The sequence below is a fragment of the Peribacillus sp. B2I2 genome (assembly GCF_041261685.1).
In the GTDB taxonomy this organism is placed as follows: Bacteria; Bacillota; Bacilli; order Bacillales; family DSM-1321; genus Peribacillus.
In genome coordinates, this window is the sequence record NZ_JBGCCB010000001.1 from 1,631,151 (window position 1) to 1,657,439 (window position 26,289).

A 26,289-nucleotide genomic window follows, 5' to 3' on the forward strand; every position below is an offset into this window, starting at 1 on the left:
GATTTTTTTCAAAATTAATTTATAATGTTTTGAGGGGAGGTGAACACATTGGCAGATGTATTAGAAAGAGTAACTAAAATCGTTGTAGATCGTTTGAACGTAGAAGAATCAGAGGTAAAACTTGAAGCTTCTTTCAAAGAAGATCTTGGTGCCGATTCCCTAGATGTAGTTGAACTAGTCATGGAATTCGAAGACGAGTTCGATATGGAAATTTCGGACGATGACGCTGAAAAAATCGCCACAGTAGGTGATGCTGTGAATTACATACAAAGCACTATGTAATGAATTGTCATTTGACTAGAAGCTCCGTTTTTTAACGGGGCTTTCTCTTATACTTAAAGAAGTTTGATGCAGAGGCGATAAGGCTCCGCCTGCATGGCAGTGGTCTTTTGCCATTAGTTTTCTTTAAGCGGATAATAATGTATGATGGTACATAGGAAAGCTTGACAGGAATTCCTGCCAGGTTTCTTTTTATATATAGGAAAAATATGTTTTTTGAACCGTTGTGGAGGGTTTTGTGTGATGCGTAGGAACGGAAATAATCGTAAACCATCAATCAAGGATAATAAATTCAAACAGTTGCAAGAAAGTCTTGGTTTTCATTTTAAAGATGAAAATTTATTGAAACAAGCTTTTACACATTCATCTTATGTGAATGAGCATCGCCGTAAGCCTTATGAAGATAATGAAAGGCTTGAATTCTTGGGAGACGCTGTACTTGAACTGACCATCTCTAAATACTTATATCAAAAATATCCGATGATGAGCGAAGGTGAACTTACCAAATTAAGGGCAGCTATTGTGTGTGAGCCTTCACTTGTTGCTTTTGCCAATAGCCTTTCTTACGGGGAATATGTATTGCTCGGCAAAGGGGAAGAAATGACAGGTGGAAGAGAACGCCCTGCCATGCTTGCGGATGTATTCGAAGCCTATATTGGGGCTTTGTACCTTGATCAAGGATTAGAGCCAGTTGTACAGTTTTTAAAAAATGTTGTGTTTCCGAAGATAGACGAGGGTGCTTTTTCTCATGTGATGGATTATAAGAGCCAGCTTCAAGAGCTGATCCAGCGTGATGCTATCGGTGTCCTGCAATATAAGATCTTGCAGGAAAAAGGACCAGCCCATAATCGTGAGTTTGTTTCGACCGTCTCTCTGAATGGGGAAGAGCTGGGATCTGGTATAGGAAAGTCCAAAAAAGAAGCGGAGCAGCATGCTGCCGAGCATGCATTGATCGTTTTAAAAGAAAAAAACCAACAAGATAGTTGAACAGTAGAGGGGGAAAGGTCATGTTCCTCAAACGCTTGGACGTTGTAGGATTTAAATCTTTCGCAGAAAAAATTTCGATTGATTTTGTACCTGGTGTCACGGCAGTGGTTGGACCGAACGGAAGCGGTAAAAGTAATGTGACCGATGCAGTCCGATGGGTGCTTGGAGAACAGTCTGCAAAATCGCTGCGTGGAGCAAAAATGGAAGATATCATCTTTTCGGGAAGTGACACGAGGAAAGCATTGAATTTTGCAGAAGTATCATTGACCCTAGATAACGAGACCAATTCCCTACCAATTGACTTTCATGAAGTCAGTGTGACAAGAAGGGTTTATCGATCGGGAGAAAGTGAATTCTTCATTAATAATCAAGGTTGCCGTCTGAAAGACATCATAGACCTGTTCATGGATTCTGGTCTTGGGCGTGAAGCATTTTCCATCATCAGCCAAGGGAAAGTGGAAGAAATCCTGAGCAGTAAGGCAGAAGAAAGAAGAGTGATCTTTGAAGAAGCCGCCGGTGTCCTGAAATATAAAACAAGGAAACGAAAAGCGGAATCGAAGCTGACGGAAACGCAGGATAACTTAAACCGTGTCCATGATATCCTCCATGAATTGGAGGCACAGGTGGAACCGTTGAAAATTCAGTCTTCCCTCGCCAAGGAATTTTTGGAGAAGAAAGAAGAGCTTGAGCAAATAGAAGTAGCTTTAACCGTTTTTGAAATAGAAGAACTTTATGAAAAATGGGAAAACCTGTCCCAGGAACTTGAAAAACATAATGAAATGGAACAGCAAATGGCAGGGCAGCTTCATGATAGGGAAGCGCATCTCAAAAAGCTTCGGGATAATCTTGCGACGCTTGAGACATCGATCAATGGACTTCAGGAAATTCTTCTGAATGCCAGCGAAGAACTTGAAAAGCTTGAAGGCCGTAAAGAGGTTTTGAAAGAACGGAAAAAAAATGCTGCCCAAAACAAGTCACAGCTTGAAAAAGCGATTGTGGAAGGTGAGGCTGCTGTCGAGCGTTTATCATTGCAAAAGGAAAGAGAAACGGAAATCCTGAATGCATTGAACTTGGAAGTAAAAGGGATACAGGAAAGCCTGCATGAAAAACAAAAAAGCTTAGGCCTATTCAATAGTGATATCGAAGCCATGATTGAAGTGAAAAAGAGTGACTATATCGAGTGGTTGAACAAGCAGGCCACGGCTAAAAACGAAAAACAGTACCTGCTTCAGCAGCTAACACAGCAGGAACATAAAAATGCTAAACTTGATATGGAAAATGAAAAGTTCTTAACCGAAAGAATGGATATCACTGCGAAAAAAGTGGAATATTCACAGCTGATGGCCAATGTGACCAAGCAGCTTGAAGAGCATGTCACTTATTTCCGAAATCAGCAGAATAAATTGAATGCGGCAAAAGATACGTATCAAAAACAAGAAACCACCCTATATAAGGCCTATCAATTCCTTCAACAGGCAAAATCACGTAAGGAACTTCTTGAAGAAATGGAAGAGGATTATGCAGGCTTTTTTCAGGGTGTTAAAGAAGTTTTGAAAGCGAAAGAAACCCTTCAAGGCATTGAAGGGGCAGTTGCGGAATTGATAAAGGTTCCAAAGGAATATGAAACGGCCATAGAAACGGCTCTAGGCGGAGCGATGCAGCATGTGGTCGTGGAACGCGAAGAGCATGCACGAGAAGCCATTTCCTTCTTGAAGAAAAATAGGTATGGACGTGCAACGTTCTTGCCTTTGTCAGTCATAAAGGCAAGAGAGATTTCAGTGAACCAATTATCGATGCTGAAGAGCCATTCAGCTTTTGTGGGGACAGGTTCCTCATTGATCCAATATGATGATAGACATGCAGCAATTGCGGAAAACCTGTTAGGAACCGTCATAATCACCACAGATTTAAAGGGTGCAAATGATTTGGCGAAAATGATGCAGCACCGTTTCCGCTTCGTAACACTTGAAGGGGATATCGTCAATCCAGGTGGTTCGATGACTGGTGGAGCCTTAAAGCAAAAAACGACTTCCTTGCTTTCGAGGAAAACGGAATTGGAAGAGCTCAATCAAAAACTTGCCGCCATGGAAGCGAAAACGAACCAGCTAGAAAAGCAGGTTAAACAGCTCAAAGTGGATGTGGGTGTTCAAGAGCAAACGCTTGAACAAACGAGAAAAACAGGAGAGAGCCTTCGGTTACAAGAACAAACCCTCAAGGGCGAACTTCGTGAAGTGGAGCTACAGGAAAGAAATGTGAATGACCGGCTCCACCTATATGATTTGGATAAAAATTCATATTTAGAAGAACAACAGCAAAAAACAGCAAGACTTGAAGAGCTGGAAGAACTTTTGGAATCATGTAAAACGGAAATTGAAGGGCTTGACCGGTTAATTTCCGACATGACGGAACAAAAGCAATCTCAACAATCCTCAAAAGAGAGCCTTGCTGAAGAAACGAATGAACTGAGGGTAACACTGGCCTCTAAGCGCGGGCAGTTACAAAACCAAAAAGAGAAGATGGAACGCATTGAAGCGGATCTTTCAAAGGAAACAAGCAGGCTTGCCGAAAATAAAGATGATTTGGGGCTCCTGACCAATGAAATGACAGACAGTTCAAGCGGGGAAGAGTCCCTGGAAGATATGGCGCAGAAGAAATTGCTCGATAAAAATGGAGCAATTGAAGGAATCACGATAAAAAAACAGGAAAAAAATGAACTTTTAAAACAAGTTGAAACGCTTGAACTGGCCTTGAAGGAAGAAAATCGAGTTTATAGAGGCATTGTTGAAGTGATAAAGGATGAAGAAGTAAAATTAACTCGTCTGGATGTGGAACTGGAAAATCGCCTCGACCACTTGAGAGAAGAATATACGCTTTCCTTTGAAGGTGCTAAAGAACAGTATCCATTGATGATGCCTATAGAAGAAGCTCAAAAAAGGGTGAAGCTCATCAAGCTTGCAATCGAGGAATTAGGAACGGTAAATATAGGTGCGATTGATGAATATGCCCGTGTAGCTGAACGCTATGAATTCCTTCTAAGCCAAAAGGAAGACCTTCAACAGGCAAAAGATACACTATTCCAAGTCATCGATGAAATGGATGATGAAATGAAGCGACGCTTTGCCGATACCTTTTATTCGATCCGTGAAGAATTCGAACAAGTCTTCAAAGCTTTATTTGGAGGAGGCAGAGCTGAGCTGAAACTGACTAATCCGGATGATTTACTAAATACAGGGGTAGATATCATTGCACAGCCGCCTGGAAAAAAACTTCAGAATTTGAGCCTCTTATCCGGGGGAGAACGGGCATTGACAGCCATAGCCCTTTTATTCTCCATTCTAAAAGTGCGGCCGGTGCCTTTCTGTATCCTTGATGAAGTCGAGGCAGCCCTTGATGAGGCGAATGTCGTCCGGTTCAGCCAATTTTTAAGGAAGTTCAGCAGGGAAACGCAGTTTATCGTGATTACCCACCGTAAAGGTACGATGGAAGAGGCTGATGTCCTATATGGCATTACGATGCAGGAGTCGGGTGTTTCCAAACTTGTTTCCGTCAGGATGGAAGAATCGGAAAACTTTATTGAAGTTTAAATTCATTAATTAGAGGAAGTGGGACAATGAGTTTTTTCAAAAAGCTAAAAGAGAAATTTACGACCCAGGAACAAAAAGAAAAAGAAGTTGAAGCAGAAGTATCCATTGGGGAAAAATTCAAGCAAGGTTTGACAAAGACGAGAAATTCCTTTACTGGAAGGGTTAATGAACTTGTTGCCCGTTATCGGAAGGTGGATGAGGACTTTTTTGAAGAACTTGAAGAAATCCTAATACAAGCTGATGTAGGCTTTGATACTGTGATGGAACTAATTGATCAATTGAAAATGGAAGTCAAACTCCGCAATATCTCTGATACGAGGGAAGTGCAATCCGTCATTTCCGAAAAGCTTGTTGAAATCTACCAAGGCAATGAAGAGGCAACTTCAAGCTTGAATATACAAGAAGAAGGTTTGACGGTCATCTTGTTTGTAGGGGTTAATGGGGTAGGCAAAACGACGACAATCGGAAAACTTGCCCATAAATTCAAGGAAGAAGGAAAATCTGTTGTATTGGCTGCCGGGGATACTTTCCGTGCCGGTGCGATTGAACAGCTAGAGGTTTGGGGAGAGCGTGTGGGTGTCAGTGTAATCAAACAGGGTGAAGGCTCTGACCCTGCAGCGGTCATGTTCGATGCGATTCAGGCCGCCAAGGCACGAAAGGCTGATATCCTGATCTGTGACACTGCCGGTCGCTTACAGAATAAAGTGAATTTAATGAAGGAATTGGAAAAGGTGAAACGTGTAATTGAACGTGAAGTACCCGGCGCACCACACGAGGTGTTGCTTACCCTTGATGCAACAACTGGACAAAATGCCCTCATTCAAGCCAAGACATTCAAGGAAGCGACCAATGTTTCCGGTATTGTTTTAACAAAGCTTGATGGCACGGCAAAAGGTGGAATTGTCTTGGCAATTCGCAATGAATTGGCCATTCCGGTTAAATTTGTCGGGCTTGGTGAAAAAATGGACGATCTGCAGGAATTCGATGCTGAGAAATATGTTTATGGCCTTTTTGCAGATATCATCGATAAAGAAGAGGTTTAAGAAAAAAAGTGTAAACCGGAAGAGATTTTCTCTTCTGGTTTTTTTTTGACCATTTTTCCAAGAGGACTCAAGATCATTATGGGACTCACTGTGATCTAGCAGAAGAACTACCTAAAAAAGAGGAGGGGAAATCCTCCTTGAAGCGGGAAAAAGAAAAAAATAATGATTTGCAAACAAGTGGTAAGGAGTTTAACTTGACATCAAATAAACAAGGCTATACAATATAAACTTGTAAAGGGTTTTCACTTAACAGCAGGGAGGCTTGCTAAGATGCTTGAAAAGACAACGCGGATTAATTATTTGTATGACTTTTACCAATCGTTGTTAACAGAGAAGCAGCAGAGCTACATGTCCCTCTACTATCTGGATGATTACTCTCTTGGCGAGATTGCCGATGAATACGAAGTCAGTAGGCAGGCAGTCTATGATAATATAAAAAGAACAGAAGCGATGCTTGAGGAATACGAAGCTAAGCTATTGTTATTTCAAAAATTTCAAGAGCGTAACCAGTGGATTGCGAATATGAAGGGACTCATAGAAAAGGATTCCTTTTCAAAAGAGAAGCTGCTAGACGCAATCACAACGCTTGAGAAGTTGGATTAGGAGGCGGCAATATGGCATTTGAAGGATTGGCCGACCGACTGCAGAGCACGATGCAAAAGATCCGTGGAAAAGGGAAGGTCAACGAAGCGGACGTTAAAGAAATGATGCGTGAAGTTCGATTGGCCCTGCTTGAAGCGGATGTTAACTTTAAAGTCGTGAAGGATTTTGTAAAACGTGTCAGTGAACGTTCGGTAGGTCAGGAAGTGCTGAAAAGCTTAACCCCCGGTCAGCAGGTAATTAAAGTAGTAAAGGAAGAATTGACGGATCTGATGGGCGGCGAACAGAGCAAGATTGCTGTTGCCTCGAAACCACCGACCGTCATTATGATGGTAGGGCTTCAAGGTGCAGGTAAAACGACGACCACCGGAAAGCTAGCCAATCTTCTTAGAAAAAAATACAACCGCAAGCCATTGCTCGTTGCGGCTGATATTTACCGTCCGGCGGCGATTAAGCAGCTTGAAACACTTGGCAAACAATTAAGCATGCCTGTTTTCTCCCTTGGGGACCAGGTTAGTCCTGTTGAAATTGCCAAACAGGCGATTGAAAAAGCTAAGGAAGAACATCATGATTATGTGTTGATTGATACCGCAGGCCGCCTTCATGTTGATGAAAACTTGATGGGTGAACTGAAGGATATCAAAGAATTGACAAAACCTGATGAAATCTTCCTGGTTGTCGATGCGATGACCGGTCAAGATGCGGTCAATGTAGCCCAAAGCTTTAATGAACAGCTAGGCCTGACTGGTGTCGTATTAACGAAACTTGATGGGGACACACGTGGTGGTGCGGCACTTTCGATTCGTTCAGTCACCAACACGCCGATTAAATTCGTCGGTATGGGAGAAAAATTGGATGCACTCGAAGCATTCCATCCAGAACGGATGGCTTCGCGGATCCTTGGCATGGGTGATGTATTGACCCTTATCGAAAAAGCACAGGCCAATGTAGATGAAGAAAAAGCGAAAGAATTAGAGAAAAAGATGCGTACAGCCACTTTTACCTTTGATGATTTCCTTGAGCAACTTGGTCAGGTGCGGAATATGGGACCGCTTGATGATATTCTGAAAATGATTCCCGGTGCGAATAAAATGAAAGGGATGGACAACCTTCAGATCGATGAGAAACAGATCGGTCATGTCGAAGCTATCATCCGTTCAATGACAACGCAGGAAAAGGAACATCCAGAAACCATGAATGCATCCCGCAAGAAACGGATTGCCAAAGGAAGCGGCAGATCGATTCAGGAAGTGAACCGTCTACTGAAGCAATTCGAAGAAATGAAAAAGATGATGAAACAGGTTACGAACATGCAAAAAGGTAAGAAAAAGGGATTCAAATTCCCGTTCATGTAAGGTTTTTTTTAGGTCGAAACTGGCGGAAATACGGGTCAAAGCCATGTATTTCAACACTTTTTACACCTGTTAAGAAAAAAACCTTTACAAACATACAAGACATTTGATATTATACTATCTTGTGTGAAACTATTCGGAGGTGCTTATTTAAAATGGCAGTAAAAATTCGCTTAAAACGTATGGGAGCTAAAAAATCTCCTTTCTATCGTATTGTAGTTGCAGATTCTCGTTCACCACGTGACGGACGTTACATTGAAGTGGTTGGAACTTATAACCCGGTGACTCAACCAGCTAAAGTTGAAATCAACGAAGAGCTTGCTCTTAAATGGTTACAAGATGGAGCTAAACCATCTGATACAGTTCGTAACTTATTCTCAACACAAGGCATCATGGAAAAATTCCATGTTGCAAAAAACAGCAAGTAATCGACGTAGTTGATGAAAGCACTAATTGAAACGATTGTTTCAGCACTTGTGGATTATCCGGAAGAGGTCATCGTGGCTTCCAAGGAAGAGTCCGACCGGATTGTTTATACCCTCTCCGTTCATAAGGAGGACATGGGTAAAGTCATCGGTAAACAAGGGCGTGTTGCTAAGGCGATTCGTACTGTGGTATATGCAGCAGGATCTTCACAGCAGAAGAAAATCTATTTGGAGATTTCCGAATAAGGAGGGCTAATACCCCTCCTTTTTTTGTACTTCAAGAAAGTGAAATCCCGCCTTGGATCCTATTTGATTATGACCTTGAGTTTAAACTTTACGCCTTTTTAAGACGCATCTTTTACCGATTTACGTTATACTTAGGAGAATGCCCCCCCTTTTTCAAAAAGATTACCCAATCATACATATTTTTTGAAGGAAATAAGAAATCATAGATAATAGGAGGTGCTGGAATGAAAATTCTCCAAAATGTAATCGTTAACCAAGTATTAACGGAATCCAGCAAGAATCAGCTCCTCGAGAAGTACAAGTCAAAACGCCTTCAGCTTCAAAAAGAGAGTGAACAGCTTCGCTTTGAACTGAAAAAGCTTGAAAAAACAAGAAATCTCCAGCCTGCCAGTCTCCGTGCTCATTTCGAAAAAGAAATAAACCAGAGGCAAGAAAAAATTAAACTGCTTGAATTCCAAATGGAGCAGTTGGAGATCCTTCCCACCGGAAGCGAATTGAAGGAACGGGAAGTTCAAAGTATCATTGATGTGGAAATTGGGGCAGATTGGGACGAAATCATGGCAACGAAGACCATTGTCATTAAAGATGGAATCGTCTCGGAAATTCGTTAGAGGTGAAAGAATGGAAAATTGGTTTAATGTAGGTAAAATTGTCAACACACATGGTCTTTTAGGAGAAGTCCGTGTTATTTCTTCAACAGACTTTCCTGAAAAACGATACAAAGTGGGAAATACACTGTATTTATTTAGGGACACGGATAAAAAGCCTTTGCCGCTTGTCATCAGGTCGCACCGCACCCATAAAAACTTTAACCTATTGACGTTCGAGAACTATTATAACGTCGGACAGGTCGAGGCTTTTAGAAACGGGGTCCTGAAAGTCAAGGAAGCACAGCTTGGTAAATTGGACGAAGGTGAGTTCTACTTCCATGAAATCATCGGCTGTTCGGTATTTACGGATGAAGGTATGGAAATTGGGGAAATCATTGAGGTTCTTACGCCTGGTGCCAATGATGTTTGGGTCATTAAGAAAGCTGGCAGTAAGGATATTTTGATCCCGTATATTGAACAAATTGTAAAAGAAGTAGATATTTCCGCTAAAAAGGTCATCATTACACCGATGGAAGGACTTTTAGACTGATGAAAATCGATGTGCTTTCGCTTTTTCCAGAAATGTTCGAAGGGGTATTCGGTTCGTCAATTTTAAAAAAAGCTGCAGAAAAGCAAGCTGTCAGCTATAAGGTGACCAATTTCCGAGATTATGCAGATAATAAGCATTCGACGGTAGACGATTATCCGTATGGCGGCGGTGCCGGAATGGTATTGAAGGCACAACCGATTTTTGATGCTGTGGAGGCTCTTAAAGGGCAAGCGGAGCTAACCCCAAGGGTGGTCCTGCTTTGCCCTCAGGGAGAGCGTTACACGCAGAAAAAAGCTGAAGAGTTTGCAAAAGAAGAACATCTCATTTTCATTTGCGGGCATTATGAAGGGTATGATGAGCGCATCCGGGAGCATGTCGTCACGGATGAAATATCGATTGGTGACTTTGTGCTTACAGGCGGGGAATTGGGTGCAATGGTCATTATTGACAGTGTTGTTCGCTTGCTTCCTGGCGTTCTGGGAAATGTTGACTCCCCGATTCTTGATTCCTATTCTTCTGGATTATTAGAGCATCCCCATTATACTAGACCTGCAGATTTCCGGGGAATGAAAGTTCCCGATCCGCTAATATCCGGAAATCATAAAAAAATCGATGAATGGCGGATGAAGGAATCTCTGCGTAGAACCTGGATGCGACGTCCGGATTTGCTCGATAGCTATGAACTATCGGAAGTTGAAAAAAAATTAATGTCCGAGATTGAAAAAGAAGACTGATGTCTATTGCATCGACGTTTATAGTATGATAGGATATACCTTGTGACTTGGGCAAAATGCTCAGTCTTATAACGATGTTCCGCTGCAAACAATAAGTATTTGCAAGAGCGTCCAGGAGGAGTTGAAATCGATGCAAAATCTTATTAACGAAATCACAAAAGAACAACTTCGCTCAGATCTTCCATCATTCAGACCTGGTGACACAGTACGTGTACACGTAAAGGTTATTGAAGGAACTCGCGAACGTATCCAGTTGTTTGAAGGCGTTGTAATCAAACGTCGTGGCGGCGGAGTTAGTGAAACTTTCACAGTACGTAAGATCTCTTACGGCGTTGGAGTAGAACGTGCTTTCCCTGTTCACACACCAAAAATTGCGAAACTAGAAGTTATCCGTCACGGTAAAGTACGTCGTGCGAAACTTTATTACCTACGCGAACTTCGTGGTAAAAAAGCACGTATTAAAGAAATTCGTCGTTAATTCTTCGAATATCTTCATGCGGGTTTACCATGATCCACATAAGGTGAATAACCAAACAGTATCATGCAAAAAGGGAGCTTGTTTATCAGGCTCCCTTTTTTGCACTTTAAGAAACCATCAATGCACAGATAAGGTAAAAACCATATAGAATCTTGCTCGCTATAGCGTCCGCAACATGTTAAAATAATTGTTGATATGCTTTCTAAAAGGGTGGGTAAGGATGGCGAAAAAGAAAAATGAATTGTGGGAATGGACAAAGGCGGTCATAATAGCGGTTATAGCTGCGACACTGATTCGTTATTTCCTCCTGGCTCCTATTGTTGTGGACGGTAATTCCATGATGCCGACATTAAAGGATACGGACCGCATGATCGTTAATAAAATCTCCTATTCGATTGGTGAACCGAAAAGATTCGACATTATCGTTTTCGAAGCTCCAGAAGGCAAGGATTACATAAAGCGGGTCATCGGATTGCCAGGGGAAAAAGTGGAATATAAAGATGATACTCTTTACGTGAATGGAAAAGCTTATTCTGAGCCATACTTGGATGAATATAAAAAACAATTGATTGATGGCGGGGCTTTGACGGAACCTTTTACATTAAGTGATGTCATAGAACAAGGAACGGTGCCTGAAGACCACCTATTCGTCTTAGGGGATAATCGCCGTTTCAGTAAGGACAGCCGCCATATTGGCGTTGGTGTCGTTCCTTACGATAAAGTGTTAGGAAAAACTAAATTAGTTTATTGGCCGATCGAAGACCTTCGATTGGCGGAATAGTAGGAAGGTGGATTCCATTGACAATACAGTGGTTCCCTGGCCATATGGCCAAAGCAAGACGGGAAGTAACAGAAAAATTAAAACTGATCGACATCATCTTTGAACTTGTGGATGCCCGGATTCCGGCATCTTCACGAAATCCGATGATCGATGAAATCATACAGCATAAACCGAGGGTTATCCTTTTGAATAAAGCTGATATGGCCGATCCTGTAAAAACGAATAAGTGGCTTGAATATTATAAATCGCAGGGAAAAACGGCAATAGCCATTAACTCACAGGCAGGAAACGGTTTAAACCAGATTACAACTGCTTCTAAAAAACTTTTAAAAGAGAAGTATGACCGGATGGAATCAAGAGGAATAAAACCGAGAGCGATCCGCGCCATGATAGTAGGTATTCCGAACGTAGGGAAATCAACTTTAATAAATCGACTTGCCAAAAAGAACATTGCCAAAACAGGGAATACACCTGGTGTCACGAAAGCACAGCAATGGATAAAAGTTGGTAAGGAATTGGAATTGCTGGACACGCCGGGGATTCTTTGGCCTAAATTCGAGGATCAGCAAGTAGGCTTGAAGCTTGCTTTGACAGGAGCGATCAAGGATACGATTTTAAACTTGCACGAAGTTTCGTTATACGGTCTTCGCTTTTTGGAAAAAGAATATCCGGATAGATTGAAATCCCGTTATAACTTGGATGCAATTCCTCAGGAAACGCTCGAACTATTCGATGCGGTCGGAAAGTTCAGGGGCTGTTTAGCATCTGGAGGCTTCATTGATTATGACAAAACCGCAGAGTTGGTCGTACGTGAAATCCGTTCAGAAAAGATGGGTCCGCTTACGTTTGAGGTCCCTAAGGATTATGAAGAAGATAATATCCCCGAATAACATTAAGTAGAATTTACAAGACATTGACCTGATTTTTGAAGACAGTCAGTGAAAAGGTTGATACGGAGCTGGAGTTGGATGTCGAAAAGGTTATTTCTTTTTGATGTCTCTTTTCCACTCCGTATTTTTGTTTGAACTGTAGAAGGAAAGCAAGACTGCCGATAATTAATATGATGGGTGATAGATGATGAAAACTGCAATGAGCATTAAGGAAATCTCCTCAAAGTTAAAGACAATAAGTGAGCCTGGAGATTTATTTTTACAGGAATGCCGGGAGGACAGCCGAAAGGGTGTAACCGACTTAGTGAGCAAATGGCAAAGAGCCTATGAAAAAGAACAACAGGTAAAGGATGCTTTCACGGAAATGACGGAGTTTGAGCGGCAATTGCGAAAACAGGGGTTTTCCATTCTTGCTGGTATCGATGAAGTAGGGAGAGGGCCGCTGGCAGGACCAGTTGTGACGAGTGCAGTCATCTTGCCGGAATCTTTTTATTTGCCAGGGCTGAATGATTCTAAAAAGATTCCAGAGTCAAAAAGGGAACTGTTTTATGAAATGATTTTTAAGGAAGCACTATCCATAGGTATAGGTGTTGTACATAGCGAAGTAATTGATGAAATCAATATATACCAAGCTACGAAAAAAGCGATGGTGGCCGCAGTGAACGATCTTTCAGAACTTCCTGATCATTTGTTGGTCGATGCGATGGAACTGGATGTGCCGATTCCGCAGCTTTCACTCATAAAGGGGGACGCAAGAAGCATTACCATCTCTGCGGCCTCCATTATCGCGAAAGTGACTCGTGATAGGATGATGAAGGAATATGGTGAAAAATATCCGGAATATGGTTTCGACAAGCACATGGGTTATGGGACAAGCCAACATTTAGAAGCGCTCGACAAGCACGGGCTTACACCTTGGCATAGAAGAAGTTTTGCACCAGTAAAGGAAATCGCTGCACGAACGAAGGACTAAGGGAGGATGAGTGATGCAATCCATAACAAGCGGTCAAACCGTATCTTCACCCGTTGAAATGCATGGAACTGCAAGTTTGAAAAACGGGCAAATCCTTTTCGGCAAAGTGAATAAGGTTTCTCCTAACCAGACGGCCGAGGTACAGATTGGCCATCAAAAAATGATTGCCACTCTCGATATCCCGCTTCGGACAGGTGAAAGGTATTGGTTTCAAGTACAGCAGACAAATGAGGGGAAGGTCGTGTTAAAAGCGTTAGATCCCCTGAATTTGAACTATTCCAGCTTAAAGGGAACAGCTGCACAATTAACCGCTCATCTCGGCATGACGCACGAACCGGCCGCAGCGAAGCTTGCCGAATATCTCCTGAAAAATCGTCTCCCGATAACCAAGGAAACTTTTCAGTCCGCTTTGCAATGGCTAAAAGCTGCTGATGCTGAAGAAGTTGGTCTGCCAGTCATAAAAACAATGTTCGTTCAGCAATTGCCTTTTGTAAAAGAAGTATTTTATGCATTATTTGCACAGGCTAAAGGCGAACCTTTCCACAAACTGCTCAGTGGCCTTGAACAGCTACTGCAGGGTTGGGGTTCGGAAACGAGGACGGCTGTCAAGCTTATGGAGGTATTGGATTCCTTGCATGTTGCCAGAAAGAACCAGCTACAACAAATCGGTTTGCAAAAGCTAGTTACCGCTGGCTGGATTCCGATTCAACACCCGTAATGAAATCCGGCGCATTTTCCCTGCTTCAAAAAACGGGTTTTGTTCCAAAGGGAATAACGGAATCTGTTTTTCTGGAGGATTTAATTTATGGAGCTGAGGCGAGGTCCAGTATTCCGGAAAATTCAGCGATTGAAAAATTACACCAAGGATTGCAATTGCTTTCCAAGGTGAAAATCGGAGCATTTGGTAAAGTTGAAGATATAGAATTGAATATAAATCGCATATTGAACGGACTTGATCATGAAGGGGCAAAAATGAGACCTGATATCCAATCGATTCAGAAAATAAACATTTCTGCAGAAAAACTTTCTCTTCTTGCCTTTCGTTTGCTTGAGAGTACTTTTACAGAAGCAACGGCAGAAATAAAGGGAGTAGGCGGAAAAATAGTAGTGGATGACCTTTTAGGCTATTTGAATAAGGATACAGAGCAGGTGGTTAAGTCGAAGGGTATGGTGGCTGAATTGCTTTTTCAGTCGCTTAAACAGCTTCCTGAGGCTCTATCCGTCATGGGTAATGAGAAACTGGCCCTTGCACATGTATTGGATGCTGAGTTTCAAACAATCGATTTCACAAATGGGCCATCAGTTGCACACCAACTTAAAGAATGGACCAAGATCCTTGGTCTTCAGCTGGAACATGCACTCATTAATCGTTCTGGAGATGATATGTCAGAGTTCTCGAAGGATTTAGAGACACTTAAACCACTGCTGCTTAAATTGCTGAATGAGCAAATTCCGGGAGCCATAAAGGAGATGGCAGAACAAATCCTTAATCGGGTTACTGCTCAACAGATCCTTTCACAGGAAAATGGGCCGATTCAGAATTTGCTCCTTACACTTCCGCTTAATCTGGGATCTACACAAACGGACCTAACATTACAATGGAGCGGAAGGAAAACAAAAGATGGCAAGATAGACCCGAATTACTGCCGAGTCCTATTTTATTTAGAACTAGAACGCCTTAAAGAGGTGGTCATCGACATGCAGGTTCAAAATCGAATCATAAAAGTGACTGTCATTAATGGGTATGGTGCAGTCCTTGAAGAGGCAGCTGATCAATATCTAGACCTCCTGAGAGAGAATCTGGAAAAAATGGATTACAAATTATCAGGGGTTTCATTTGTAAATCCCGTGAATGGAAAAGAGAGGGACAAGGGTTTGAAATCCGTTCCTTTTTCAGAAACAGGTCCATATAGTGGAGTGGATATTCGAATATGAAAAATGATAGACGAAAAGAAGCGATTGCTTTAAAGTATGATCAAACGACATCAAAGGCTCCCGTCATATTGGCGAAGGGGAAAGGTAAAACGGCTGAAAATATTCTGGAAAAGGCTATGAAACTGGATATACCGATCCAAAAGGACGGATCGCTTGCTGCACTTTTAGGTCAATTAGATATGAATCAAACAATTCCCGAAGAATTGTACGGAGCTGTTGCTGAGGTATTTGCATTCATTTATAAAGTTGACAAGGACATGAATCGGTAGGAGACTGATTATTTAATTTCACTAAAGAGATTCATGTTGGTTCATGTAGAATTTTAGGGAAAACAATAACGAATTTTCATTATATTAAAAAAATACTAAACTATCAGCAAAAGGACAAAGCCATAGCTTTGTCCTTTTGCTTTTCCTATGAATCAACACAATGGAAACCCAAATTTTTCATGAAAGGATGTCTGGATTAAAATGGCGATAAAGGCTTTGATAGGAGGTGTTTTTACTAGTCTTATAACTGGAATGGGTTTTGTTGTAATAGAAGTTCAGAAACAAAATAGATGATTTTCATAAGAAAAAACACAACGGCGAAGAAAGTTTTTTCCACTTTATACAAGGTTGTGGAAGTATATTATGATAATATTTTAAAAATTATGTGAAAGAAAATTATGCACGAAGGAGAATTTTGTTGTAATATAGTAGAGAAATCGCGCATTAAATTTCAAAGTTGTTTTTTAGTAGATAAGGAGGATGGGAAATGAATATCCATGAGTATCAGGGGAAAGAGATATTGCGACAATACGGGGTATCCGTTCCAAATGGCCGGGTTGCCTTTACTGTTGATGAAGCAGTGGAAGCAGCGAAGGAGTTAGGTACGGAAGTTGTTGTCGTCAAAGCTCAAATTCATGCGGGCGGCCGCGGGAAAGCCGGCGGAGTTAAGGTAGCGAAGAACCTTGATGAAGCGCGTACATATGCAGAAGAGATTCTTGGTAAGACGCTGGTGACCCATCAAACAGGACCTGCAGGCAAGGAAGTTAAGCGTTTACTTATTGAAGAAGGCTGCGACATTACGAAGGAATATTATATCGGGCTGGTCCTTGACCGTGCTACGAACAGTGTCGTATTGATGGCTTCTGAAGAAGGCGGAACGGAAGTTGAGGAAGTGGCTGAAAAGACACCAGAGAAAATTTTCAAAGAAGTAATCGATCCGGTTGTCGGCCTGACTGGCTTCCAGGCACGTAGGATTGCATTCAATATCAATATTCCGGTTTCACTTATAAATAAAGCTTCCAAGCTTATGGTTAACTTATATACAGCTTTCGTTGAAAAAGATTGCTCAATCGCTGAAATCAACCCATTAGTGGTAACGGGCGATGGTAATGTAATGGCGCTGGATGCTAAATTGAATTTCGATGATAATGCCATTTACCGCCATAAAGACATCGCGGAGTACCGTGATTTGGATGAAGAGGATGCGAAAGAGATTGAAGCATCAAAACATGGCCTAAGTTACATATCGCTTGACGGAAATATCGGATGCATGGTTAATGGTGCAGGACTTGCTATGGCAACGATGGACATCATTAAACATTATATGGGAGACCCGGCTAACTTCCTTGACGTTGGTGGCGGCGCTACTGAGGAAAAAGTAAAAGAGGCTTTCAAAATCATCCTATCCGATCAAAATGTTAAAGGCATCTTCGTTAACATCTTCGGAGGAATCATGAAATGTGACATCATCGCTGCAGGCGTAGTATCTGCTGCTAAAGAGCTTGGCCTGGATGTCCCTCTTGTTGTTCGTCTTGAAGGAACGAATGTGGACCTTGGTAAAAAGATTCTAAAAGAGTCAGGTTTAAATATTACGGCTGCTGAATCAATGGCAGATGGAGCACAAAAAATAGTATCACTTGTAGGATAATAGGCAGGGGGGAACATTATGAGCGTTTATATTAATAAAGATACGAAAGTGATCGTTCAGGGAATCACTGGTTCAACAGCATTATTTCATACAAAACAAATGTTGGAATACGGCACGAAAATCGTTGGAGGCGTCACTCCGGGTAAAGGCGGAACAGAAGCGGAAGGGGTACCTGTATTCAATACAGTTTCCGAAGCTGTCAATGAAACCGGAGCGAATGCATCGGTTATCTATGTACCGGCTCCATTTGCTGCCGATGCGATTCTAGAAGCCGTTGACGCAGAACTTGATCTTGTTATTTGTATAACTGAACATATTCCTGTCCTGGATATGGTCAAGGTGAAGCGATACATGGAAGGTAAAAAAACTCGCTTGATCGGACCTAACTGCCCGGGTGTCATTAGTCCGGAAGAGTGTAAGATTGGTATCATGCCAGGATATATCCACAAAAAAGGCCATGTAGGTGTAGTTTCACGTTCTGGAACTTTAACGTACGAAGCCGTTCACCAATTATCGCAAGCAGGAATTGGGCAATCATCGGCTGTCGGTATCGGTGGGGATCCCGTTAATGGAACCGACTTCATCGATGTACTGAAAGCGTTCAATGAAGATCCGGAAACACATGCGGTGATCATGATCGGGGAAATCGGCGGCACGGCAGAAGAAGAAGCAGCTATCTGGGTGAAAGAAAATATGACTAAGCCAGTTGTTGGTTTCATTGGTGGCCGTACGGCTCCAGCCGGTAAACGCATGGGACATGCTGGTGCCATTATCTCTGGAGGAAAAGGGACAGCTGACGAGAAAATCCGCGTAATGAACGAATGTGGAATTAAAGTTGCTGAGACTCCATCCGTAATGGGTGAAACTTTGATTTCCGTTCTAAAAGAAAAAGATATTTACGAACCTTGTAAAACCCATTGATTTAAGTTGGGCCGACCTGTTTTTTTGGGTCGGTCTTTATTTCCCTCCAATATCCTCGGTAAACACATTTCGTTTACCCAGTCCATCACAATCAACCTACTTTTAAAAATATCCGATTAGGGGCGTTTCCAATTGAATAAAATTGAAAAGTTAATCCATCTCCATCATTGTCGCGGAGCAGGATGGAAAACAATCCAAAAAATCATGTCCAATGACCCATCACTATCTTCCCTCTTTACAACAAACCACATTGAATGGGTGAAAATGCTTCCTATCCCTTCAAATAAGCTCAACCTTTTTCTCAAAGATTTATATTCACTCAATGTCATCGATAAACTTAAACTTTACGAAGATAGTCAAATTCATTGTTTGACCATCTTCGATGATGATTACCCATTTTTGCTGAAGCAAATATTCGATCCTCCGTGGGTTCTTTATTTTAAGGGCGATAAGAAGCTTCTAGCGAGGAGGAATACCTTAGGTGTTGTTGGGACACGTAAGCCAACCTCGTATGGACTGGGGGCCTTAAAAACGATTCTGTTACCCCTTGTAAAGAAAGAATTCGTGATCATAAGTGGGGTGGCGGCAGGAATCGACGCAGAGTCACATAAGATAACTTTGGAGGAAGGCGGAGATACGATTGGGGTTTTAGGAGGAGGGCTTTTGCAAATATATCCTAAATCCAATATTTCCCTTGCTGAGGAAATCAGCGATAGAGGGTTACTTATATCTGAGACTCCACCGGAAATGATAGCGAAACCCTGGATGTTTCCGCTTAGGAATCGAATCATCAGTGGATTATCACAGGGCGTATTCGTAGTCGAGGCAAAAGAAAAAAGCGGTTCCCTCATTACGGCACAAGCTGCTTTGGAACACGGCAGGGAGGTATTTGCGCTTCCTGGTAACGTAACGAGTCCCGAATCACTAGGGGCCAATCAATTGATTCAGGATGGTGCAAAACTTGTTTTGAGTTCTAAGCAGATTGAAGAAGAATTTTGAACGATATAATATAGAAGATAGACGGAGAATCAAATGAAAAAAATAGAAAAATAAGGTATTCTTTTAGTGAGATGGGTTGAAATATTAGACAAAAAGGTTGAAAATATTGTAAAACTGTTATAAGTTTTGCAAATGCACCTCTTGTCAAATTCCCTATAAATAAATAAATCAGCATGCTTTGAAAAGTAAAGAGGTGTTGACAAATGATTTTTGAATGATTAATAATAGTGAAGATTTATATTACCTCTTTGAGGAGGATTTATTGGATGTCAGAATACTTAGTGATTGTGGAATCGCCCGCAAAGGCGAAAACAATAGAACGTTACTTGGGAAAAAAATATAAAGTAAAGGCTTCCATGGGGCATGTGCGCGATTTGCCTAAAAGTCAAATGGGTGTCGATGTTGAACATGAATATGAACCTAAATATATAACTATCCGCGGCAAAGGCCCGGTTTTAAAAGAATTGAAAACCGCTGCAAAAAAAGCGAAAAAAATCTATCTCGCGGCTGACCCCGACAGAGAAGGGGAAGCCATTGCCTGGCATTTGGCTCACAGTCTCGATGTTGACATTAATTCAGATTGCCGCGTGGTATTCAACGAGATCACGAAAGAGGCAATCAAAGAATCATTTAAATCACCGAGGCCAATAAATATGAAATTGGTTGATGCCCAGCAGGCAAGAAGGGTCTTGGATCGTTTGGTCGGATACAATATCAGCCCGCTTTTATGGAAAAAAGTGAAAAAAGGCTTAAGTGCAGGCCGGGTTCAATCGGTCGCTGTACGGATGATCATAGACCGGGAGAAAGAGATCAAAGATTTTATCCCAGAGGAGTATTGGACAATCAAGGCGGATTTTGTAAAAGGAAAAGAACAGTTTGAAGGTTCCTTTTTCAGCCTGGGTGGCGAGCGGAAGGAATTAAATACAGAAGAGGATGTCAAAAAAGTACTCGCTTCTTTAAATGGTGGCGAATTTACGATAGGGGCTGTGGCTAAAAAGGAAAGAAGACGTAATCCGGCTGCACCTTTTACAACTTCTTCCCTGCAACAAGAAGCGGCTCGTAAATTAAATTTCCGTGCAAAGAAAACCATGATGCTCGCTCAGCAGCTTTATGAGGGAATCGAGCTTGGAAAGGAAGGTACAGTCGGGTTAATCACTTATATGAGAACCGATTCGACCCGGATTTCCGATGTTGCGAAACAGGAAGCCCATACCTTCATTCAAAATAGTTACGGAGAAGAATATGTTCAGGTTGAACAGCGCAAGGAGAAAAAACAGACTAATGCTCAGGACGCCCATGAAGCGGTTAGACCAACAAGCACATTGCGTGAACCGGGTATAGTCAAGGAGTTCTTATCCAGAGATCAATTCCGTCTTTATAAATTGATTTGGGAACGATTCGTTTCTAGTCAAATGTCTTCGGCGGTCATGGATACAATGAGCATCGACCTGCATAACGGGGATGTCATCTTCAGGGCCAATGGTTCAAAAATTAAATTTCCGGGCTTCATGAAGGTATATGTTGAAGGGTCCGATGACTCAGTGGAAGAAAAGGAAAATGCTTTACCTGATGTGAAAAAAGGAGATGAATTCTTTTCAAAAGATGTCGAGCCGAAGCAGCATTTCACTCAGCCTCCGCCCCGATATACTGAAGCCCGTCTTGTCAAAACGCTAGAGGAACTGGGAATAGGCCGTCCTTCTACATATGCTCCTACCTTGGATACGATTCAAAAACGGGGCTATGTTACCTTGGATAATAAACGGTTCATCCCTACTGAGCTTGGTGAGATCGTTCTTGAATTAATACGTGAGTTCTTCCCGGATATTCTTGATGCAGAGTTCACTGCCAAGATGGAACAGGAGTTTGATAGCGTCGAAGAGGGCAGTATCGAATGGATAAAGGTAATCGATGAATTTTATAAAGAATTTGCCGTTCATTTGGCTAAAGCCGAAGTCGAAATGGAGAAAATAGAAATTAAAGATGAGCCTGCTGGTGAAGATTGCTTGGAATGCGGACATGAGATGGTCTATAAGATGGGGCGTTATGGAAAGTTCATGGCATGCAGTAATTTCCCGGATTGCCGTAACACAAAACCAATCGTTAAAGAAATCGGTGTCAAATGCCCGAAATGTAAAGAAGGAAACATCATTGAAAGGAAAAGTAAAAAACGCCGCATATTTTACGGGTGTGATACCTACCCTGGATGTGACTTCATTTCTTGGGATAAGCCGCTTCCGCGGAGTTGTCCAAAATGTGAAGGTACACTTGTTGAGAAAAAACTCAAAAAAGGCGTCCAGGTTCAGTGCATGGATTGTGATTTCAAAGAGACGCCTCAAGCATAGAAAAGACCGTGAATTCGTTTACTTTCCTTATTTACAAGTGAGAAATCCTAATATAAATGAACTCGGCATCTGCCGAGTTTCTTTATGTTCGGGGAAGTGTGATATCATGATAATGAGTGGAATTACTTCTAAGAAGAAAATGGATAAAGCTTGAAACTTTTTTATTTGGGCCATGTGATGTAAAATTCAGTGGACAAGTATATTCTTTTAAAGATATAATTCCTATTTGCGTCCGTTATCCTTTTTAGAAAAGATGGATTGCAGGAAGAATGCCGGATTGCGGCATATGCTTTAAATTAATAACAGGAATGGGTATTTTGGGTATAAATACATAGATATCGTTAAAAATGAAACTTTTATGAAAGCAATTTTAATGATAAATGATCCTGTCTTATCATATCTATACATGGAGGTTCGAAAAATGAAAGAAACAAAAGTAAGTGTAATCGGTGCTGGGCTTGCTGGAAGTGAAGCGGCGTGGCAGTTAGCTAAAAGAGGAATTAAAGTCGATCTATACGAAATGCGCCCGGTAAAACAAACGCCAGCCCATCATACCGATAAATTCGCTGAACTTGTTTGTTCCAATTCACTTCGGGCAAATACGTTAACAAATGCAGTTGGTGTATTAAAAGAAGAAATGCGTATACTTGATTCGGTCATCATGTCCGCAGCAGATGCTTGCGCTGTGCCGGCTGGGGGTGCTTTAGCTGTTGATCGCCATGAATTTGCCGGACTAGTGACGGAAAAGGTCAAAAATCACCCAAATGTAACGGTCATTAATGAGGAAGTGACGGAAATTCCGGATGGTCCTACGGTCATTGCAACCGGTCCGCTTACAAGCCAGTCACTTTCGGACAGCTTAAAGCAAATCATGGATGAAGAATACTTGTATTTCTACGATGCTGCCGCTCCAATTCTTGAAAAAGACAGCATCAACATGGATAAAGTATATTTGAAATCCCGCTATGATAAAGGGGAAGCCGCTTATTTGAACTGTCCGATGACGGAAGAGGAGTTTGACCGCTTTTATGAAGCATTGATTGCCGCTGAAACAGTCCCACTTAAAGAATTTGAAAAAGAAATCTTTTTTGAAGGTTGCATGCCGATTGAAGTGATGGCCTCACGTGGGAAGAAAACGATGTTATTTGGTCCATTGAAGCCTGTTGGATTGGAAGATCCGAAAACAGGAAAACGCCCTTTTGCTGTAGTTCAATTGCGCCAAGATGATGCGGCAGGAACTCTCTACAACATTGTTGGTTTTCAGACACATTTGAAATGGGGGCCGCAAAAAGAAGTATTGCAGCTCATACCTGGATTGGAAAATGCGGAAATTGTACGTTATGGAGTTATGCATCGCAACACTTTCATAAACTCACCTAATGTTCTGAAGCCTACGTACCAATTCAAAAATCGGGATGATTTATTCTTTGCAGGTCAGATGACTGGCGTCGAAGGGTATGTAGAATCGGCAGCATCGGGACTAGTTGCAGGTATCAATGCTGCAAGGATCGTCCAGGGATTGGAGCCTACCATTTTCCCTGCTGAGACGACAATGGGCAGCATGGCAAGGTACATAACGTCGACAAATGGAAAGAGTTTTCAGCCGATGAATGCCAACTTTGGATTGCTTCCAGACCTTGAAGTGAGAATCAAATCCAAAAAAGAGCGTAACGAAACACATGCTAAACGCGCTTTGGACACAATTCAGAACTTTGTGAAAAATTTGTAAAATATTTGCCTGCTGTTTTAAAGTATGATACTATTTATTAGCCTTTGCGAGGTGTTTCCATGATTAATCAAAAAAAGGCATTATCATCCTTCATCGAATATTTACAAATTGAAAAAAACAGTTCACATTACACCATTGAAAATTACAAACGTGATATTCAAGAACTTTTCCTGTTCCTTAACGAACAGGGCATTGCCGATATCACGTCTGTTGAATATTTTGATGTCCGGTTGTTTTTAACGAATTTATATGAGAAAAAACTTTCTAAGCGCACTGTAGCCAGAAAGACTTCTTGCTTACGGAGCTTTTATAAATTTTTACTACGTGAAGGTGATGTGAAGGATAATCCTTTTTCTCTTGTTTCTTTACCTAAAAAGGATCAAAGACTGCCACGTTTTCTTTATGAGAAGGAAATGAAACTGTTGTTTTCTTCTTTAAAGAAAGATTCACCGATAGGAATAAGGAACAATGCATTATTGGAATTACTTTATGCGACAGGCATTCGCGTTAGTGAATGCTGTGAGATTAAACTGCAGGATATCGATCTTTCCTTAGGTACAGTACTGGTCCATGGAAAAGGAAAAAAAGATCGCTACGTTCCGGTTGGTAGATATGCTCAAGAAGCGATAGATTTATACATACGTACAGCCAGGATGGAAATGACTTCGTCTGACGCCAAGGCGCATGTTTATTTATTTGTTAATTTTCGTGGAGACCCTCTTACACCTAGGGGAGTTCGCTATATATTGAATGAATTGATTAAAAAGTCAGCCGCAGATGGAAGTCTTCATCCCCATATGCTAAGGCATTCCTTTGCTACACACCTATTGAATAATGGGGCGGACATTCGGACGGTACAGGAATTGCTTGGTCATTCTAAAATTTCATCAACGCAAGTGTATACGCATGTTACAAAAGACCAATTAAAAAAAGTCTACAATGCATCACATCCGCGGCCTTAAATGTTGAAAGGGGACACTTTATGACAACGATATTTGCAGTGCATCATAAAGGTGAATGTGCCATGTCCGGTGATGGGCAGGTTACTTTAGGAAATTCAGTAGTGATGAAGCATACAGCAAGGAAAGTAAGAAAAATCTTTAATGGTAATGTACTTGCAGGTTTTGCAGGTTCTGTTGCAGATGCATTCACTTTATTTGAGATGTTCGAAGCTAAACTTGAAGAGTATAATGGCAACCTTCAGCGTGCTGCCGTCGAAATGGCAAAACAATGGAGAAGTGACAATGTATTGAGAAAGCTCGAAGCCATGCTGGTCGTGATGGATAAGAACCATTTGCTGCTCGTTTCTGGTACCGGGGAAGTAATTGAACCGGATGACGGAATTCTCGCCATAGGATCGGGAGGGAATTATGCACTGGCTGCCGGCAGGGCATTAATGCGATTTTCCAGTGACCATTTATCGGCAAAGGAAATCGCAGAATCATCTTTACAAATTGCAGCGGAAATTTGTGTATTTACCAATACGAATATAATCGTGGAAGAGTTGTAAGGAGGAGCGCAAATGTCAAAAAAAGCTAATTTAACACCGAGGCAAATCGTTGAAAAACTGGATCAGTATATCGTAGGGCAGCGTGAAGCAAAACGGGCAGTGGCAGTGGCTCTTCGGAATCGCTACCGACGTTCCCTTCTCTCGGATCAACTTCGTGATGAAGTCGTTCCGAAGAACATATTAATGATTGGACCGACTGGCGTTGGGAAAACAGAAATAGCTCGGAGAATGGCTAAATTGGTAGGTGCTCCTTTTGTAAAAGTCGAAGCAACGAAATTTACGGAAGTCGGATATGTCGGCCGGGATGTAGAGTCCATGGTTCGTGATTTGGTGGAGACTTCCGTCCGCCTCGTGAAGGAAGAAAAGATGGCCAGCGTAAAGGAACGGGCTGAAGAAAATGCAAATAGACGTTTAATAGAGCTATTAGTGCCATCAACCAAAAAACAGAGTAATTTCAAGAATCCTCTTGAAGTCTTTTTTGGAGGCAATAACAATCAAGATGAACAGGATTCGGAAGAAAATTCCGAAGATTTAAGTTTGCAGGAAAAAAGAAAAATCGTCGCTGAAAAACTGACAAATGGTGAGTTAGAAAGTGAAATGATAACAGTCGAAGTGGAAGAACAGGCTGCTTCGATGTTTGATATGCTCCAAGGTTCGGGAATGGAACAAATGGGGATGAACATGCAGGACGCTTTAGGAAGCTTGATGCCAAAGAAAAGCAAGAAGCGCAAATTGAAGGTAAGTGAAGCGAGAATCGTTTTAACAAATGAAGAAGCGGCAAAATTGATTGATATGGATGAAGTAACGTCCGATGCAGTATACGGTGCTGAGCAAAATGGAATTATCTTCATTGATGAAATCGACAAAATTGCCAGTAAGAAGTCTGGAAGTTCATCCGCGGATGTATCAAGAGAAGGTGTCCAAAGGGATATCCTGCCAATTGTTGAAGGTTCGACAGTCGTGACTAAATATGGTTCAGTTAAAACGGATCATGTCTTATTCATTGCAGCAGGAGCCTTTCATATGGCTAAACCATCCGACCTTATCCCTGAATTACAAGGTAGATTTCCAATCCGTGTAGAATTGAACAAACTGACTGTAGACGACTTTGTACGGATTCTTCATGAGCCGGATAATGCCTTGTTAAAACAATATGTTGCTTTATTAGAAACTGAAGGTATAGAAATTGAATTTTCTGACGATGCTGTTCGTAAGATAGCTGAAGTGGCCTTCGAAGTGAATCAAAACACAGACAATATTGGTGCAAGAAGACTTCATACCATTTTAGAACGGCTGCTGGAAGACTTATCGTTTGAAGCACCGGAAATTACGATGGAGAAGATTACAATTACGCCCCAATATGTCGAAGGTAAGCTTGGTTCTATCGCCCGGAACAAAGATTTAAGCCAGTTTATCCTTTAATT

The 26,289-nt window shown here is 41.6% G+C and carries 26 protein-coding genes; all 26 read left to right on the forward strand.

Annotated features, from left to right (window positions below; genetic code table 11):
• The first annotated feature begins 48 nt into the window (after positions 1 to 48).
• The 26 genes from ABIE66_RS08290 (at position 49) to hslU (ending at position 26,287) form a co-directional block, all read left to right on the forward strand.
• Positions 49 to 282, forward strand: a complete 234-nt coding sequence (locus ABIE66_RS08290) for an acyl carrier protein (RefSeq protein ID WP_034313729.1) — start codon at positions 49 to 51, stop codon at positions 280 to 282.
• 240 nt (positions 283 to 522) lie between these two features.
• Complete coding sequence (gene rnc / locus ABIE66_RS08295) at positions 523 to 1,266, forward strand: ribonuclease III (protein ID WP_289318437.1); 744 nt, start codon at positions 523 to 525, stop codon at positions 1,264 to 1,266.
• A 20-nt stretch (positions 1,267 to 1,286) separates the two neighbouring features.
• On the forward strand, positions 1,287 to 4,850 hold the full coding sequence (gene smc / locus ABIE66_RS08300; protein ID WP_370014387.1) for a chromosome segregation protein SMC: 3,564 nt from the start codon (positions 1,287 to 1,289) through the stop codon (positions 4,848 to 4,850).
• Between the two features lie 26 nt (positions 4,851 to 4,876).
• On the forward strand, positions 4,877 to 5,893 hold the full coding sequence (ftsY, locus tag ABIE66_RS08305) for a signal recognition particle-docking protein FtsY (RefSeq protein WP_370014388.1): 1,017 nt from the start codon (positions 4,877 to 4,879) through the stop codon (positions 5,891 to 5,893).
• 270 nt (positions 5,894 to 6,163) lie between these two features.
• Positions 6,164 to 6,496 (forward strand): putative DNA-binding protein, encoded by a 333-nt coding sequence (locus ABIE66_RS08310; RefSeq protein ID WP_061462382.1) that lies wholly within the window; start codon positions 6,164 to 6,166, stop codon positions 6,494 to 6,496.
• An 11-nt stretch (positions 6,497 to 6,507) separates the two neighbouring features.
• Entirely contained in the window at positions 6,508 to 7,848 is a 1,341-nt protein-coding gene (ffh, locus tag ABIE66_RS08315) for a signal recognition particle protein (RefSeq protein ID WP_289317182.1), read from the forward strand.
• 152 nt (positions 7,849 to 8,000) lie between these two features.
• Positions 8,001 to 8,273: a 30S ribosomal protein S16 gene (rpsP, locus tag ABIE66_RS08320; RefSeq protein ID WP_034313715.1), complete on the forward strand. Its 273-nt coding sequence runs from the start codon at positions 8,001 to 8,003 to the stop codon at positions 8,271 to 8,273.
• A gap of 12 nt (positions 8,274 to 8,285) precedes the next feature.
• Positions 8,286 to 8,516 (forward strand): KH domain-containing protein, encoded by a 231-nt coding sequence (locus ABIE66_RS08325; protein ID WP_289317181.1) that lies wholly within the window; start codon positions 8,286 to 8,288, stop codon positions 8,514 to 8,516.
• A gap of 224 nt (positions 8,517 to 8,740) precedes the next feature.
• On the forward strand, positions 8,741 to 9,127 hold the full coding sequence (locus ABIE66_RS08330) for a YlqD family protein (RefSeq protein WP_230158129.1): 387 nt from the start codon (positions 8,741 to 8,743) through the stop codon (positions 9,125 to 9,127).
• 10 nt (positions 9,128 to 9,137) lie between these two features.
• Positions 9,138 to 9,656, forward strand: a complete 519-nt coding sequence (rimM, locus tag ABIE66_RS08335; RefSeq protein WP_289324368.1) for a ribosome maturation factor RimM — start codon at positions 9,138 to 9,140, stop codon at positions 9,654 to 9,656.
• Complete coding sequence (trmD, locus tag ABIE66_RS08340) at positions 9,656 to 10,390, forward strand: tRNA (guanosine(37)-N1)-methyltransferase TrmD (protein ID WP_370014389.1); 735 nt, start codon at positions 9,656 to 9,658, stop codon at positions 10,388 to 10,390. The genes rimM and trmD overlap by 1 nt, the downstream gene beginning before the upstream one ends.
• A gap of 130 nt (positions 10,391 to 10,520) precedes the next feature.
• Positions 10,521 to 10,868 (forward strand): 50S ribosomal protein L19, encoded by a 348-nt coding sequence (rplS, locus tag ABIE66_RS08345; RefSeq protein WP_034313702.1) that lies wholly within the window; start codon positions 10,521 to 10,523, stop codon positions 10,866 to 10,868.
• A 220-nt stretch (positions 10,869 to 11,088) separates the two neighbouring features.
• Positions 11,089 to 11,649: a signal peptidase I gene (lepB, locus tag ABIE66_RS08350; protein WP_289317178.1), complete on the forward strand. Its 561-nt coding sequence runs from the start codon at positions 11,089 to 11,091 to the stop codon at positions 11,647 to 11,649.
• A 17-nt stretch (positions 11,650 to 11,666) separates the two neighbouring features.
• A complete protein-coding gene (gene ylqF, locus ABIE66_RS08355; protein WP_289317177.1) occupies positions 11,667 to 12,539 on the forward strand; it encodes a ribosome biogenesis GTPase YlqF in 873 nt (290 codons plus the stop codon).
• 187 nt (positions 12,540 to 12,726) lie between these two features.
• The gene (locus tag ABIE66_RS08360; RefSeq protein WP_289324370.1) at positions 12,727 to 13,512 is read left to right on the forward strand and encodes a ribonuclease HII; all 786 of its coding nucleotides are present in this window, start codon (positions 12,727 to 12,729) and stop codon (positions 13,510 to 13,512) included.
• Positions 13,513 to 13,525: 13 nt separating this feature from the next.
• On the forward strand, positions 13,526 to 14,230 hold the full coding sequence (locus tag ABIE66_RS08365; protein WP_370014390.1) for a hypothetical protein: 705 nt from the start codon (positions 13,526 to 13,528) through the stop codon (positions 14,228 to 14,230).
• Positions 14,230 to 15,447, forward strand: coding sequence for a hypothetical protein (locus tag ABIE66_RS08370; RefSeq protein ID WP_370014391.1), 1,218 nt, complete (start codon positions 14,230 to 14,232; stop codon positions 15,445 to 15,447). The genes ABIE66_RS08365 and ABIE66_RS08370 overlap by 1 nt, the downstream gene beginning before the upstream one ends.
• Positions 15,444 to 15,716 carry an EscU/YscU/HrcU family type III secretion system export apparatus switch protein gene (locus tag ABIE66_RS08375; protein ID WP_370014392.1) on the forward strand — a complete coding sequence of 91 codons (273 nt, stop codon included), beginning with the start codon at positions 15,444 to 15,446 and terminating at the stop codon, positions 15,714 to 15,716. The genes ABIE66_RS08370 and ABIE66_RS08375 overlap by 4 nt, the downstream gene beginning before the upstream one ends.
• A gap of 487 nt (positions 15,717 to 16,203) precedes the next feature.
• A complete protein-coding gene (sucC, locus tag ABIE66_RS08380; protein WP_370014393.1) occupies positions 16,204 to 17,364 on the forward strand; it encodes an ADP-forming succinate--CoA ligase subunit beta in 1,161 nt (386 codons plus the stop codon).
• 18 nt (positions 17,365 to 17,382) lie between these two features.
• The gene (sucD, locus tag ABIE66_RS08385; protein ID WP_289324375.1) at positions 17,383 to 18,285 is read left to right on the forward strand and encodes a succinate--CoA ligase subunit alpha; all 903 of its coding nucleotides are present in this window, start codon (positions 17,383 to 17,385) and stop codon (positions 18,283 to 18,285) included.
• Between the two features lie 132 nt (positions 18,286 to 18,417).
• Positions 18,418 to 19,284 carry a DNA-processing protein DprA gene (gene dprA / locus ABIE66_RS08390; RefSeq protein ID WP_370014394.1) on the forward strand — a complete coding sequence of 289 codons (867 nt, stop codon included), beginning with the start codon at positions 18,418 to 18,420 and terminating at the stop codon, positions 19,282 to 19,284.
• Between the two features lie 266 nt (positions 19,285 to 19,550).
• Positions 19,551 to 21,626 carry a type I DNA topoisomerase gene (topA, locus tag ABIE66_RS08395; RefSeq protein ID WP_370014395.1) on the forward strand — a complete coding sequence of 692 codons (2,076 nt, stop codon included), beginning with the start codon at positions 19,551 to 19,553 and terminating at the stop codon, positions 21,624 to 21,626.
• Positions 21,627 to 22,047: 421 nt separating this feature from the next.
• Positions 22,048 to 23,355, forward strand: coding sequence for an FADH(2)-oxidizing methylenetetrahydrofolate--tRNA-(uracil(54)-C(5))-methyltransferase TrmFO (gene trmFO / locus ABIE66_RS08400; protein WP_289317168.1), 1,308 nt, complete (start codon positions 22,048 to 22,050; stop codon positions 23,353 to 23,355).
• A 59-nt stretch (positions 23,356 to 23,414) separates the two neighbouring features.
• On the forward strand, positions 23,415 to 24,317 hold the full coding sequence (gene xerC, locus ABIE66_RS08405; RefSeq protein WP_370014396.1) for a tyrosine recombinase XerC: 903 nt from the start codon (positions 23,415 to 23,417) through the stop codon (positions 24,315 to 24,317).
• A gap of 20 nt (positions 24,318 to 24,337) precedes the next feature.
• Entirely contained in the window at positions 24,338 to 24,865 is a 528-nt protein-coding gene (hslV, locus tag ABIE66_RS08410) for an HslVU peptidase proteolytic subunit (protein ID WP_289324380.1), read from the forward strand.
• Between the two features lie 12 nt (positions 24,866 to 24,877).
• Complete coding sequence (gene hslU, locus ABIE66_RS08415; RefSeq protein ID WP_289324381.1) at positions 24,878 to 26,287, forward strand: ATP-dependent protease ATPase subunit HslU; 1,410 nt, start codon at positions 24,878 to 24,880, stop codon at positions 26,285 to 26,287.
• Positions 26,288 to 26,289 lie beyond the last annotated feature (2 nt).